The organism is Bradyrhizobium sp. ORS 111, from assembly GCF_045571485.1.
Lineage (GTDB): Bacteria > Pseudomonadota > Alphaproteobacteria > Rhizobiales > Xanthobacteraceae > Bradyrhizobium.
On the sequence record NZ_CP120701.1, the window covers coordinates 1276207 to 1289992 of the forward strand.

12 protein-coding genes are annotated in these 13786 nt (G+C 58.7%); 9 read left to right on the plus strand and 3 right to left on the minus strand.

Annotation, left to right across the window (positions count from 1 at the left end):
* Positions 1-57 precede the first annotated feature (57 nt).
* From P6U30_RS05865 to P6U30_RS05905, 9 genes are all read left to right on the plus strand, one after another.
* Complete coding sequence (locus tag P6U30_RS05865) at positions 58-771, plus strand: Crp/Fnr family transcriptional regulator (RefSeq protein WP_407168556.1); 714 nt, start codon at positions 58-60, stop codon at positions 769-771.
* 489 nt (positions 772-1260) lie between these two features.
* Positions 1261-2850 carry a porin gene (locus tag P6U30_RS05870; RefSeq protein ID WP_407168557.1) on the plus strand — a complete coding sequence of 530 codons (1590 nt, stop codon included), beginning with the start codon at positions 1261-1263 and terminating at the stop codon, positions 2848-2850.
* Positions 2851-3403: 553 nt separating this feature from the next.
* Complete coding sequence (locus P6U30_RS05875; protein ID WP_407168558.1) at positions 3404-4132, plus strand: helix-turn-helix domain-containing protein; 729 nt, start codon at positions 3404-3406, stop codon at positions 4130-4132.
* 209 nt (positions 4133-4341) lie between these two features.
* Positions 4342-5481, plus strand: coding sequence for a CaiB/BaiF CoA transferase family protein (locus P6U30_RS05880; RefSeq protein WP_407168559.1), 1140 nt, complete (start codon positions 4342-4344; stop codon positions 5479-5481).
* A gap of 148 nt (positions 5482-5629) precedes the next feature.
* The gene (locus P6U30_RS05885) at positions 5630-6424 is read left to right on the plus strand and encodes an ABC transporter ATP-binding protein (protein ID WP_407170367.1); all 795 of its coding nucleotides are present in this window, start codon (positions 5630-5632) and stop codon (positions 6422-6424) included.
* A complete protein-coding gene (locus P6U30_RS05890; protein ID WP_407168560.1) occupies positions 6421-7134 on the plus strand; it encodes an ABC transporter ATP-binding protein in 714 nt (237 codons plus the stop codon). Before P6U30_RS05885 ends, P6U30_RS05890 begins: the two co-directional genes overlap by 4 nt.
* Before the next feature lie 14 nt (positions 7135-7148).
* Positions 7149-8027: a branched-chain amino acid ABC transporter permease gene (locus P6U30_RS05895; protein ID WP_407168561.1), complete on the plus strand. Its 879-nt coding sequence runs from the start codon at positions 7149-7151 to the stop codon at positions 8025-8027.
* A gap of 2 nt (positions 8028-8029) precedes the next feature.
* On the plus strand, positions 8030-9019 hold the full coding sequence (locus P6U30_RS05900; protein ID WP_407168562.1) for a branched-chain amino acid ABC transporter permease: 990 nt from the start codon (positions 8030-8032) through the stop codon (positions 9017-9019).
* 240 nt (positions 9020-9259) lie between these two features.
* Entirely contained in the window at positions 9260-10270 is a 1011-nt protein-coding gene (locus P6U30_RS05905; protein ID WP_407168563.1) for an acyl-CoA dehydrogenase family protein, read from the plus strand.
* Positions 10271-10586: 316 nt separating this feature from the next.
* Here P6U30_RS05905 and P6U30_RS05910 read toward each other — a convergent pair whose 3' ends face one another.
* The 3 genes from P6U30_RS05910 to P6U30_RS05920 form a co-directional block, all read right to left on the minus strand.
* Positions 10587-11801 carry a PLP-dependent aminotransferase family protein gene (locus P6U30_RS05910; protein ID WP_407168564.1) on the minus strand — a complete coding sequence of 405 codons (1215 nt, stop codon included), beginning with the start codon at positions 11799-11801 and terminating at the stop codon, positions 10587-10589.
* 209 nt (positions 11802-12010) lie between these two features.
* Entirely contained in the window at positions 12011-13024 is a 1014-nt protein-coding gene (gene gcvA / locus P6U30_RS05915) for a transcriptional regulator GcvA (protein WP_407168565.1), read from the minus strand.
* Positions 13021-13782 (minus strand): enoyl-CoA hydratase-related protein, encoded by a 762-nt coding sequence (locus P6U30_RS05920; RefSeq protein WP_407168566.1) that lies wholly within the window; start codon positions 13780-13782, stop codon positions 13021-13023. Before P6U30_RS05920 ends, gcvA begins: the two co-directional genes overlap by 4 nt.
* Between the last annotated feature and the right edge of the window lie 4 nt (positions 13783-13786).

The window sequence follows — 13786 nt, forward strand, 5'->3', positions numbered from 1 at the left end:
AATCACTTGGCAAGGTTTCCGCTACCGACGCATTGAGAATTATCAGCGGAACGATCGATGCTCTTACATTGGCGCAGACCGACTCAACTTCGCAACCATATTTTGGCGGGTCTCCCGCCCGATGATCTCGCTTATATACGCCCGCTTCTCGAGCCTGTCGTTCTGAAGGAACGCTCGGTGTTACAGGAGCCGGTTCGGCGCATCGAGTATGTCGATTTTGTTGAGACAGGTATTATTTCGCTCATGACGCTAGCGAGGGGGAGTGTGCTTGAGACCGCTATGGTGGGGTCTCAAGGTTTTACTCCAGTATCAGTCGCGCTCGGCGCACCTGCATCTGAGCATCGCTCTGTTGTCCTGGTCTCGGGAACTGCATCCAGAATAGGTGCAGACGCTCTTCGCCGTACCATGTGTGAGCGGCCCCAGATCCGTGAGCAGTTATTAAGATATGTGCAGTCAGTCATGACCCATGGTTCGCAAATCGGCTTGTGCGGCGTATGGCACCGACTTGAGCAGCGTCTTGCGTGCTGGCTATGCTTGGCTTGCGACGCAATCGAGAGCAACGTATTGCCGGTAACGCATGACAATATCTCTGCCGTGTTGGGTCTGCGTCGCGCGGGTATTACCGAAGCGCTCAATCGTTTCGAGGAAGAAGGCCTCGTCAGCAAGATGCGCGGATTGTTGGAAATAAGGGACGCCGCGAAATTGAGGCAAAAGGCCTGCTGCTGCTATGGGACGATAGCGGCGGCATATGGTCGAGCAAGAACCCAATAGCGAGTTCTTGCGCGCATCGCGACGCTGTCAACTGGGCTATCCAAACGATCAATGCGCCCGAGGGACAAGGGCGAACATGCGCTTGGTTGTCACTGGCGCATCTACTTGCAACCTGCGCATCAGACCGCTCGGAAACTGCGACGCGTTAGCGAAGGGCGGATCCCTACTAAGAGTCCAACTCAGCTCATTGAGGTTGGAGACGTTGGCTGTCGCCGCGTCAACCAATCGTACGCTGCTGCACGCTTCTGAGCTTCGAATGTCACAGCGGGGTACGCGAAGGCATCATTCGTCCGATGCCGTACAGTGTTTTCCAACGCAACGCGTGATCGACGCGTCAAAATGCGCAGGCGAATAGGGAGCCGTTCCATTATCGCAGCGCTCGCCGATCCAAGGCCGATCAAGTGCGATTGTCAGGATCCGCGAGAGCGATTTGGGGGCGAGAAGTCCATTCAAAGGGATTTCTTGCGAGGCACAAACTTGGAGGTTTAGATGAAGGTGATTATGAATTTGGCCATCGGTTCCGCGGCGAGCCTGGTCGCCTTAGGCGGAGCACAGGCGGCCGATCTTCCCATGAAGGCCAAAGCGGTCGAGTATGTGAAGATCTGCTCCCTGTATGGAGCTGGATTCTGGTACATTCCTGGAACGGACACGTGTCTGAAGCTTGGGGGCTATCTGCGCGCCGACGTCCTGGCGAACACGAATACGGATAACGTGGGCAACGTATCGGGCCAGGGCGGTGCAAAGAATCGTTTCACCAATGCTTATACGTGGCGCTCCCGTGAAGATCTCTCGATCGACACGCGTACTGCGACTGAATATGGCGTGGTGCGCACCTATGCCGACGTGGTCTTCACCTGGACCACAGACAGCTACGGGAATAACCTCGCTGTACCCGGCTCAACCGTCTATTCACCGATTGGTGGCAGCGCGCTTGTCTCTCCGGCCCAAGCGCCGAACAATGCCAATGCGGGCGCCGTTGCTTACGGCACCCTGGGCGTCTATGCCGCCTTCCTCCAGTTCGCCGGCTTCACGATTGGCAAGGCCACCTCGCAGTTTAGTGCGCCTTGGGCGAACTATCCGGGCAACAACTTCGACGGTCTGGTCGGCGGTGGTGGCGCGGTCACCGGTGTGAACCAGTTTTCCTATACCTGGGACTTCGGCACTGGCACGTCGGTCACAGTGTCCGCTCAGGATCAGGCCCCTTATTATCAGGCCGGTGTACAGAATCTCAGTGCCGGCGGAGCTTTCGGTGCCAGCGACTACGCGGGAACGGCTGCACCTGATCTGGTCGCCATGGTCCGCGTTGATCAGGCTTGGGGCGTGTTCCAGGCGTCGGTCGCTGCGCACGACAACCACGCTGCATACTACTCCTGTTCCGCCGGTGGCGGCACGGAGCCTTGTGGCCATCCCAACGACGTGTGGGGCTATGCGGGTCAGTTGGCCTTGTCGATCAAGAATATCCCGACAGGCGCGGGGGACAGCATAAACATCCAAGGCGTGTATACGGATGGTGCGACGCGTTACAATATCCAAGACCTCGCGTTGGCGTACGGTGCGGCTACGCTATTCGGTGGCACAAATAACCCGTTCGCCTACCAGAGCGTCGCCTTGAACGCCGCGCCTGATACGGTGTTCGTTACAGGAGGCAGTCAGCACACAATCAAGACCTTCGGCATGAATGGCGCCTTCAATCACAACTGGGATCCGTACTGGAGCTCCAGTCTGTATGGCGCCTACGCTGCCGTTCGATATGACAACTTCTCAAAACTTGCGATCTGCGGCGCTGGAGGTAACGGCGTTCTCAGTGGCGGAACGTTCCCGACCGTCAGTGCCGGCGGTGTGGCGGGAGCAGGCGCCTGCAACCCTGACTACAATATTGCGCAACTTGGTTTCATCACGCGGTGGACGCCAATAAAGAATCTGACCTTCTCGGGGGATTTCACTTGGAGCCACATCGATCAGAAGAACTCCGGGTACATCACGACTGCGAGTGCATCGGTTGGTAAGCCAGCAGCCACGTACGAGTTGAAGGACCAGAGCAACGTCCTGCTCATGCTCCGCGCCCAGCGCAACTGGTGACGGTCCGCAAACAGCCAGGAGGATGCTCTAACCACCTCTCGACGAGTTCATTGCAATTCTGAGGCCAAGCCAGCAAAGGAGAACCTGTACTTTAATGTAAACCTCCAAGGACCTCCGGCCATGCCCGGCCGGAGGTTCTTCCCTTAACCGAAGCTGCAGTCTCCATATGGTCGACCAATATATCGTTCGAGAAGAGAGCTAGGGTCATGGGTCCTCTACGCCTCAGTTGCGAACCGTCTCTTATTTTGAGCCGTCCCCTTCCGCTGGCAGGCCGGTAGTCTGCTTCCTCCCTCACTCGGCCGCCGCCCAATGGCGGCGGCCGTCCTTTGCAGGCTACGTTGTTGCTCCAAGCATTCGAAGTACCTCAAGCGACGGAAGTGCCGCGAGCAGAGATTGACGTGTTCTTGAGCGGTATGCGTGTCGGCGTGCAAGAACGTCGGCGTGTCGGATGATGCTGGGAGATCTCAGGTTGGAGAAAACGCGATCGTGGGTAACAGCGCCAATGCTGCAGGACGTAAGCTCCTCGCCATCGGCTGTGAAGTCGGCGGTGCGAGTGCTACGAATTATCGAGTTTTTCGACGAGATTCGACGCCCGGCTCGGGCCAACGAAGTCGCTGAACGGCTTGGCTTTCCTCAATCTTCAACATCAGTGTTGCTCAACAGTCTTGTGGGCCTTGGCTATCTTGACTTTGATGGCAGATCGAAAACGTATTTGCCGTCAATACGGATTGCAGTCCTTGCGACTTGGCGAGATACCGGCTGCTTCCGCGACGGATCAATGCTGGCGGAACTCGATCGACTGGAAGCCGAATCTGGCTTGGCGGCTTGCCTTTCCACGCGTTCAGGTATCTTCGTGCGGTATCTCAACGTCGTTCAGCACGTGCGACCAGGCGACGTCCACATCACCCTGTCGGCGAAGCGCTATGCGGTTCGCAGTGCGGCCGGAATAGTGCTGATTGCAGATCTATCTGAAGCAGAAATCAAAAGACTGATCCATCGCACTCGTGCGGAAGGTGATCGAGCGATCGCGGATCTCTCCGGCCGTGAGGTGATAGCCCGCGTTTGTTGGGCGAAGCAGCATGGGTATTATTTTTCGGCCGGCCTCGTGGATCCGAGAAGCGGAGCTGTGGCTATAGGCTTGCCAAAATCGATTACAGGCGGATGGCAGGAAATGGCTCTGTCGTTAGCGGGCCGCTTAGAGTTGGTCGACAGCAAGCTCAAGGAGCACGTTAGGTTGCTGCGGCACTCAATTGAACGGCTCATCCGCACGACTGAGCGATGAGCGAATCAAAAATCACAGGTGTGATCTTTTGCCGAGTGCCTGGTTTGTTTGACGATGTCGTTCTAATGCTTGCTCGCAGAGGAAAAGAACAATCGGTGGAGGAACGAGGAGTGGTCGTTGAGCTGCAATTGGTCGCGGTAACCTCGATCTAGCCCACATCAAAGGCCTACCGCATGGTCAACATCTTAGATGGTATTAGAATTGTCGACTTGACCTCAGTAATCATGGGGCCGTTCGCGAGCCGCACTCTGGCCGATCTCGGTGCTGACGTTATCAAGGTGGAGCCACCTGGCGGCGATAGCGTTCGGAAACAAAAGCCGTGTCTGGCTTCCGACATAAGTGGTATGTTTCTCAATCTGAACCGTAACAAACGTAGCATTGTTCTCGATCTGAAAGTCGAGCGTGATCGTGAGGTTCTAAAGCGTCTTATTGCGGGCGCAGACGTCTTTATGCACAATTTGCGGGCGCCAGTAATGGCGCGCCTTGGCTTCGACTACGATTTCTGTCGATCAATAAGAGAAGACATAATCTATTGCGCAGCCTACGGTTTTGGCGCCAAAGGCCCCTATGCGCCTAAACCGGCCTACGACGATTTGATCCAAGCCGCGTCTGGCTTCGCTTCATTGTCCGAAGAACTTGTGGGCGCGCCAACTTACGCGCCCTCTGTCATATACGACAAAGTCGTTGGGCAGGCCATCGCTATTGCCGTTCTCGCAGCCATAGTTCATCGCTTGAGAACGGGGCGGGGCCAGACGGTCGAAGTGCCGATGTTCGAGGTGGCGATCGACTTCAATCTTGTCGAGCACTTTGGTGCTGCGGTCTTTCAGCCCCCCCGTGGACAGCCAGGCTATCCTCGGATTCGGAGCGCAGATAGAAGGCCGTTTGCCACCGCGGATGGTTTCGCTTGCATTTTGCCCTATTCCGATCGGAACTGGCGAGATTTCTTCCATTTTACGGGACGAAACGACCTACTAGCCGACGCTCGGTTCAGGAGCCTCGAGACGCGACAGGAATACTTGGGCGAGCTCTACGCCGAGGTTCGCAAAGAAGCCCCGCGTTGGACCAATGCCGAATGGCTCGCGTTTTGTGAACGGGCGGACATACCCTGCATGCCCGTGCTCGGTCTCGCTCAAATCTTCCATGACCCTCACGTCAAGGCGGTCGAGCTTTTCGAAACCGTCGAACATCCAAGGGGAGGTTCATATCGATTGATACGCAGTGCGGTCACTTATGGAGCTGCACCATTCAGTCTACGACATCACGCTCCAGGTCTCGGTCAGCATACCGCAGAAATTCTAAGTGAGCTTGGCGCCGCTCAATTCCGAGAGATATCCGACTTGCCGGAGTGATGATCCCAAGTACTCCGCTCCAAAGGCCTCAACACTCTCTCGGCTCCGGAGTCGGAGAGCAGCAAAGCTAGTGCATTCGGCAACCGTTTGGCACGAAGTAGTGAGATCCAGCTACATTCTGAGCATGACATCATCAAATCGCAATCACTTGTCGACCAACTCTGCTCTTGCGTCGGATCAGATAATAAAAATCAATGAGTTGACGGTCTTGTTCGGCGGTATCATCGCGCTCAACGGCGTGACCTTCGACATGCACAAGGGCCAGATCCTGGGGCTGATCGGCCCCAATGGCGCCGGCAAGACCACCCTCTTCAATTGCCTGTCCCGGCTCTATCAGCCGTCGTCCGGCGACATCCTGATGGAAGGCGTCAGCATCCTGTCGCGTCCGCCGCATCGCATTGCCGAGATCGGCATCGGCCGCACGTTCCAGAACGTCGCGTTGTTTCCGAATCTCTCGGTGATGGACAATGTGCGGGTCGGCACACATGCCCGCACCTCCAGCGACATCATCTCTGACTCGTTGCGGTTGGCATGGGTTCGCCGCAGTGAGACGACCGTGAACAAGAAGATCGAGGAGATTCTCGCCTATCTCGATCTCGAGGACGTCGCCCACACCGTGGTCTCCGGCCTGCCATTCGGCACCCAGAAGCGCGTCGAGCTGGCGCGAGCTCTCGCCGCGGACCCGAAGATCCTGCTGCTCGACGAGCCGGCCGGCGGCCTCAACCACGAGGAAGTCTACGTGCTCGGCGACCTCATTCGCCGCATCCGCGACGACCGCCACATGACGGTGCTGCTGGTGGAGCATCACATGGGCCTCGTGATGTCGATCGCCGATCACGTCGTCGCACTGAATTTCGGCAAGAAGCTCGCGGAAGGCACGCCCGCCCAGGTGCAGGCGGACCCCGACGTCATCAAGGCCTATCTCGGGAGCAAGGACCAATGACGACGCTGCTCAACGTCAAGGACCTGCGCGCCTATTACGGCCAGGTCCAGGCCCTTCATGGCCTGTCCTTCTCGCTCAACGAGGGCTCGCTGACGACGCTGCTGGGCGCCAACGGCGCCGGCAAGACCACGACGCTGCGGGCGATCTGCAACATGGTGCGCTCGACCGGCGCGATCGAGTTCGACGGCAAGCCGCTGAACAACCGCTCGACCGAGAACATCGTGCGCTTCGGCATCGCGCATGTGCCGCAGGGCCGCGGCACGTTCACCAACATGACCGTGGAGGAGAACCTCCAGCTCGGCGCCATCACCCGCAAGGACAACGCCGGGATCGTCTCCGACATCGAGCGCATGTATGCGCATTTCCCGGTCCTGAAGCAGCGGCACACCCAACAGGCCGGCACGCTCTCCGGCGGCGAGCAGCAGATGCTCGCGGTCGCGCGTGCGCTGATGCTGCGGCCGCGCCTGATGCTGCTGGACGAGCCGTCGTTCGGGCTCGCGCCCCTCGTCGTGCGCGACCTCTTCGGCATCCTCGGCAAGATCAATCGCGAGGACAAGGTGTCGATCCTGGTCGTCGAGCAGAACGCCCAGCTCGCGCTGGAGCTCGCCGACCAGGCCTATGTGATCGAGACCGGGCGCATCGTGATGTCGGGCAACGCCAAGGACATCGCGAACAACGAAGACATCCGCAAATCCTATCTGGGCTACTAACGGAGCCGGCGACAATGGAGCTTTTCACCAACCAGGTCCTGGCCGGCATCGCCACGGGAGCGATCTACGCCTGCATGGCGCTCGCCGTGGTCATGATCTACCAGGCCATCGACCATCTCAACTTCGCGCAAGGCGAGATGGCGATGTTTGCGACCTTCGTCTCATGGCAGCTTATGCAGTGGGGCGTGCCCTACTGGGCGGCCTTCGTGATCACGCTGGTGTTCGCTTTCGTCGGCGGTGTCGCGCTGGAGCGAATCCTGTTCAAGCCGCTGGCCAAGGCGCCGATCCTGACCAATGTCGCCGGCTTCATCGCGCTGTTTGCCATCATCAACTCGTCGGCCGGCCTGATCTGGGACTTCACCATCAAGCAGTATCCGACCCCGTTCGGCTCCGCGCCGTTCCTCGGCAGCCAGCTCATCTCGACCCACCAGGCCGGCATGATCGGCGTCACCGTGCTGCTCCTGATCGGCCTGTTCTTCTTCTTCCAGTACACGCGGATCGGGCTTGCGATGCGGGCGGCCGCCTCGCTGCCTGAATCGGCCCGCCTCGTCGGCATCAACACGAGCTGGATGATCGCGCTCGGCTGGGGCATGGCTTCCGCCATCGGCGCCATCGCCGGCATGCTGATCGCTCCGGTCGTGTTCCTCGAGCCCAACATGATGGGCGGCGTGCTGATCTACGGCTTTGCCGCCGCCGTGCTCGGCGGGTTGACCAGCCCGTTCGGCGCCGTCGTCGGCGGCTTCCTGATGGGCATCTTCGAGAACCTCGCGGGTACCTACATTCCCGGGGGCGGCAACGAGCTGAAACTCCCGATCGCGCTCGCGCTGATCATTTCCGTCCTGGTCGTCAAACCCGCTGGCCTGTTCGGCCGGCAAATCGTCAAGCGAGTTTGATCATGAGCGCCATTGAACAAGTTGCCCAGGAAGACCAGGCGGTCGAGGCCGTTCCGAAGCGGGCCATGACGCTCGGCAACGGCACCTCCTACGTCGTGCTGCTGCTCCTTTTGATCGTGCCGCTGTTCGCCAAGAACTTCATCATCTTCCAGATGACGATGCTGCTGATCTACGGCCTGGCGGTGCTCGCGCTCAACATCCTCACCGGCGGCTCGGGCCAGTTCTCGCTCGGCCAGAGCGCGTTCTACGCCATCGGTGCCTACACCACGGCGGTGCTGATGGAGCAGTTCAACGTCAACTATGCGCTGTGCCTGCCGATTGCCGGCGTGCTCTGCTTCGGCGCGGGCTTCCTGTTCGGCCAGCCGGCGCTGCGGCTGTCGGGCGTCTATCTTGCGCTCGCCACCTTCGCGCTCGCGACCGCCATGCCGCAGCTCCTGAAGCTCAACTTCCTCGAGCACTGGACCGGCGGGGTGCAGGGCCTCGTGGTCACCAAGCCGGACGCGCCGTTCGGCCTGCCGATGTCGCAGGACATGTGGCTTTATTACTTCACCCTGGTGATCTCCATCGCGATCTACATCTTCTCGGTGAACCTGTTGCGCTCGCGTTCGGGCCGCGCCTTCATGGCGATCCGCGACAACGAGATCGCCGCCTCCGCCATGGGCGTGGACGTTGCGCTCTACAAGACGCTCGCTTTCGGCGTCTCGGCCGGCATCACCGGCGTCGCCGGCGGCCTTGGTGCGATTGCCGTGCAGTTCGTGGCGCCCGACAGCTACACCATCACGCTCGCGATCTCATTGTTCCTCGGCATGGTCGTCGGCGGCGTCGGCTGGCTGCCCGGATCGATCGTCGGCGCCGCCTTCATCATCTTCGTGCCGAACATCGCTGAAGGCATCTCGAAGGGCCTATCCGGCGCCGTGTTTGGCGTGCTGCTGTTCCTCGTCATCTTCCTCGCTCCAAATGGAGCGCGTCATCTGTTGACTACACAACGGTAGGCAACGAGCAACTCTGCTGGAATCCGGAAAGGAAATTCAAGATAGCTGGCAGGCTCCCCCTGCGCGGCGGGGGCACTTCTGGAAGAACGCGTTTCGAAATTGGAGTTCGTTTGACGGGGGAATTGTTGTCACTCGGCCGCGGGCAATTGGTTGAAGAGAGTTGCGATCGCATTGCCTGCTAGCGGGACAGCAGCCCAAACATGAAAGACATAAGTGATGCTCTTGGACGACGAAACCAAAATGATCCAGCAGACGGTCGCCAAATTTGTGGACCGTGAGCTCGTCCCGCTCGAAAGTGATGTGCTCAACAGGCGGATGGCCGGTGATAGCGAACGATCTCTCACGGAGCCACAGTGTGAGCGCTTGCGTAGCGTGTCAAAAGAACTGGGCCTGTGGGGCCTGGACGCCCCGGTGGAGCTTGGCGGTCAAGATTTGCCAGCCGTAACGATGGCTACGGTGAAGGAGGAGATGGGTCGCACGTGTGTCAATTTCACGCTGCCCCCGGATTCGCCGAACTTGCGCATGCTAAACGCAATCGGCTCCGAGGCACAGAAGCAGCGCTATCTAAGGCCCTACATCGAGGGACGGATGCAATCTGCGATAGCAATTTCCGAACCCGGCGCTGGCGGCGATCCCGCGGCGTTGAAGACACGTGCCGTACTAGACAGCGGACAGTGGGTAATCAACGGACGCAAAATCTGGATCTCCAATGCTAAGCACGCTGACTTCGTCATTGTCATGGCTCGTGTCGGCGAGGGTAGTCGCCGGAATGGCATTACCTCGTTCATCGTCGAGAAGGGCGTAGCTGGCTTCATTATTGAACGCGAAATTCCGATGATCGGCGGATCGTCCACATATGAAATTTTGTTTGATGACTGCCGAGTTTCAGAGGACGCAGTGCTCGGGATTGTGGGGCAGGGCTATATACCGATGCAGCTTCGCCTGCTGACACGCCGACTCGAGATGGGCTCAACGGCGATCGGCATAGCAAGGCGGGCCCTCGACTTGATGTGTGAGTATGCGAAGCAGCGTGAGACCTTCGGAGTGAAACTCGCGGACCGACAGGCTATCCAGTGGTGGATCGCCGACATCTCGACGCGTATTCATGCTTGCCGTCTGATGGTTCATGACGCCGCTGAAAGACTTGATCTGGGCGAAAATCCCGTTCAGGAAGCGTCGATGATCAAGGTGTTTGCCACGGAAATGGCCGTTGTATTGGGAACCGTGCCTGGTTTCGCGCTGGTACGTTGATGCTGTCCAAGCACTTGCCCGTTGGAAAGTGCCGAAAGTCACGCTGCGGAAATGGTGACATGCGAGAGATGCTCCACACCTCTCGGCTGCGGTAGGTGCCTAGCCAGGCTTTCCCCTTGGTGGCTTTCGGACGCCAGCCGCCGAACGCGCGGCCTGTCCCTCAACCGGCCAGCATCCGAAATCTTCCACAGAAGCGGATATCAACTGTCGACAAAGCCTGAACTCTAGCGGCGGTCTCGCTACTCGTTCTCCATGGGGCAGCAGCACATCAGAATGCAGACGTCCGAGTGGCCACTGAAGCACTTCAGCTTGGTGCTCAATGCGCCAACAGATGGGAAAGCCTCTGAATAGCCGTGGTGATCTCTTCCTCATCGGGCAGAGAAAAAGATAATCGTATCGTGTTGCGACCGCGCTGGCTTGCAAAGAATGCTGCTCCTGGGACGAACGCAACTTTGGCCTCGGCGATGGCACGCTCCAGCAAAGCGGCACCATCAGTTCCGTCCGGCAACGTCACCCAGATGAACAAGCCGCCCTCGGGCCGTGTCCATGTCACGCCGGTTGGCATATAGGTTTCCAGAGCTCGCAACATCACGTCACGCCGTCCACGATATTGCGCGATAGCCTTTTCCACCTGCCGGTCGTACACGTCCTCTACCAACCGGTGCATCACCATCTGATTGAGTAGCGGGCTGTTGAGGTCGGTTGCTTGCTTCACCAGGACGAGGCGACGGATTATCTCGCGAGACGCACACAGCCAGCCGAGCCGCAGCCCGGGAGTGACTGTCTTCGAAAAGGTGCCGCAGTACACGACCCGGGATGCATCGATGCTGCCCATGCATCGAATATCCAAAGACTGCAAGCTTGGCATCGGCGTACCTTCGAAGCGCAACGCAGCATAGGCACTATCTTCAAGCACGGGTACCTCAAGCTCTCGTGCGAGAGTCAATAAGTTCTCGCGTGCAGCACGAGAAAGCGTCAGACCGGTCGGGTTCGCAAAATCGGGCACGACGTAAGCGAACTTCACTCGCCCGCCAGCCGCTGCTGCGCTGGCCGCATAGGCTTCAGGAGTGTGGTTGCCGCCCTCAGGCCGAAGTTCGTCGTAGTGTGGTTCAAAGGCGGAAAAGGCCTGCAGAGCACCGAGATATGTGGGCATCTCGACCAAAGCAGTATCTTTCGGTGATAAGAGTAGGCGGCCGAGGAATTCGAGTCCCTGCTGTGAACCCGAAGTGATTACGATGTTGTCCACCGTGCATGGCACACCTCTCGTCATCATGTGCGACACGATCCATTGCCGCAATGGCAAATAGCCTTCGCTTACCGAGTACTGCAGTGCTTGCGATCCAAGCGTCACATTGCCGAGAACTTCTGCATACGCCGCCTGAGTCTCTGCTATCGGGAACAACTTTGGATCGGGAATACCGCCAGCAAAAGAAGTGATGCCGGGCTGTTCCAAGAGCTTCAGCAACTCACGAATTTCCGAGGCCTTCATTCGGTCGACTCGGCCAGCATACGCGGGTTCGTAGAAGGACATGGCCAACACCCTTGAGCTGTTATGGTACCCTGAACCTGCAGCAACGCCAGCTCCTAGTTGCCGAGATGGACCTGCCTGATCTTGGGGCTGCTTGGATTGACCCGACGTTGCCTGAAGCAATGATCTTGCCGAAATACAGCACGTGCGTCTTCTCCGTGACGCGGATGAATTCCAACTCATGGGAGACGGCCAGCACGGCAATGTCGTCGTCACGCGCGCGCTTCAGCAGACTTGCTGGGATCGTGCGCGCAGCGTTCTCGGGCCGCTTCCTCCAGCGCCCAATTCCGGAAGGCGACGATCTTGTCGTGATCGGCAGTGGCCAGGGGGCAGACGATGAACAGCCCATAGGGGCCCCGCACGGAAAGGTCGCCAAACGGCCTAACGAGCCTCCCGATGCTCAAGTCATCGGAGATCAATGCCGAGCTGCCAAGCGCGACGCCCTGACCTGTGCCGGCAGCTTGCAACGTCAGGTGCGAGAAGGAAAAGCGTAGTCCTCGCTCGGCGTTGATGTCCTTCTCGCCGGCAGCGGCCAGCCAGCGTGTCCAGTCAATCTGATCGGGGGTTTCCGAGCATTCGCTGTGCAGCAACGTGTGCTGCGAAAGGTCCGAAACCTGACGCAGCCTCGGCGCACACGACAGCAGCGCGGGGCTACAGACGGGATAGAAATCTTCCTGCACCAGCAAATCGCTGTGCAGGTGGTCTTCGATCCTGATCGCCTGACGGATGGCTAAATCTACTTGATCCCGGGTGAAATCTGTGTGCGACGCAGATGCGTGCAGCCGTACGTCGAGCCCCGGATATCGGGTAGTCAAATATTGGAGGCGCGGAACCAGCCACCGCACCGCGAAAGAGGGGGCGGCACTTATGGTCAGCACGCTTGCATTTTTGCGGCGTTGCAAATCGATTGTCGCCTCGGCGAGTTGATCAAAGAGCCGTTCGAGCTTCGCAAGATAGGTCCGCCCTGCCTCCGTCAACACGATGCCACGCGGGAGTCGAGTAAAGAGTGTCACCCCAAGCCAATCCTCCAGCACCTTTACTAGGCGGCCCACCGCGTTTGCCGACACGCTGAGTTCGGCTCCAGCCGATTGGAAACCACCTGTTCGCGCCGCTACCTCGAAGGCACGAACAGCATTGAGCGGAGGCAGCTGATGATGTTTGCCACGGCTAATCTTTGCTGACGCATTGCCGCAGCCATTTCGATGGGTCCTGGGCAAGTTATTCATTTACTGGTCTTTGTCCTTGCTTCACGTCTAGCAAGAAATGACGCGGTGCCCCCATGCAACTCTCCTGTCGCGAACGTCAGATGAAAGAGTCGCCGCTCGAGTCTGAGGCCTTCCTCAAGCCCGACCGAGACGGCACGGTCCACTGCTTCCTTGGCGAACTTCAAAGCGAGCAGAGGTCGGCTTGCAATGGCTTCTGCAATATTGAGCGCAACGACCAACGCTTCCCCAGCGACGACCACCCGGCTGACTAAGCCAATCTTTTCTGCCTCCGACGCTTCGATAAGCCGGCCGGTCAGCACGAGATCCATGGCCCTGACACGGCCGACCATTCGGGCAAGACGTTGTGTACCGCCTGCACCCGATAGCGTTCCAAGCGTAATCTCGGGATGCCCAAGACGCGCTTTGTCGCCTGCTACGACGATATCGCACATTTCAACAAGTTCGCACCCAGCGCCAATGGCAAAGCCCTCGACCGCGGCAATCAGCGGCTTGGAGAAGCTCGCGAGACAATCGCAGCAGCCGGAAAAGTCCTCGTTCAACGCGGTTTCGAGAGAAAGTTCACTCATCTCAACTATATCGGCACCGGCGCAAAAGGTCGGTCCTCCGGTCAGGACGACGGCTCTGATCGCTGGGTCCCGATCAAGATCATCGACTGCATCCGAGAGCCGCGCGATCAAAGTACGCGACAGGGCATTGTGGGCCGCCGGCCGGTTGAGAGTAACAGTGGCGATTGCGCCGGAGCGCCGAACCTCGATCATCTGC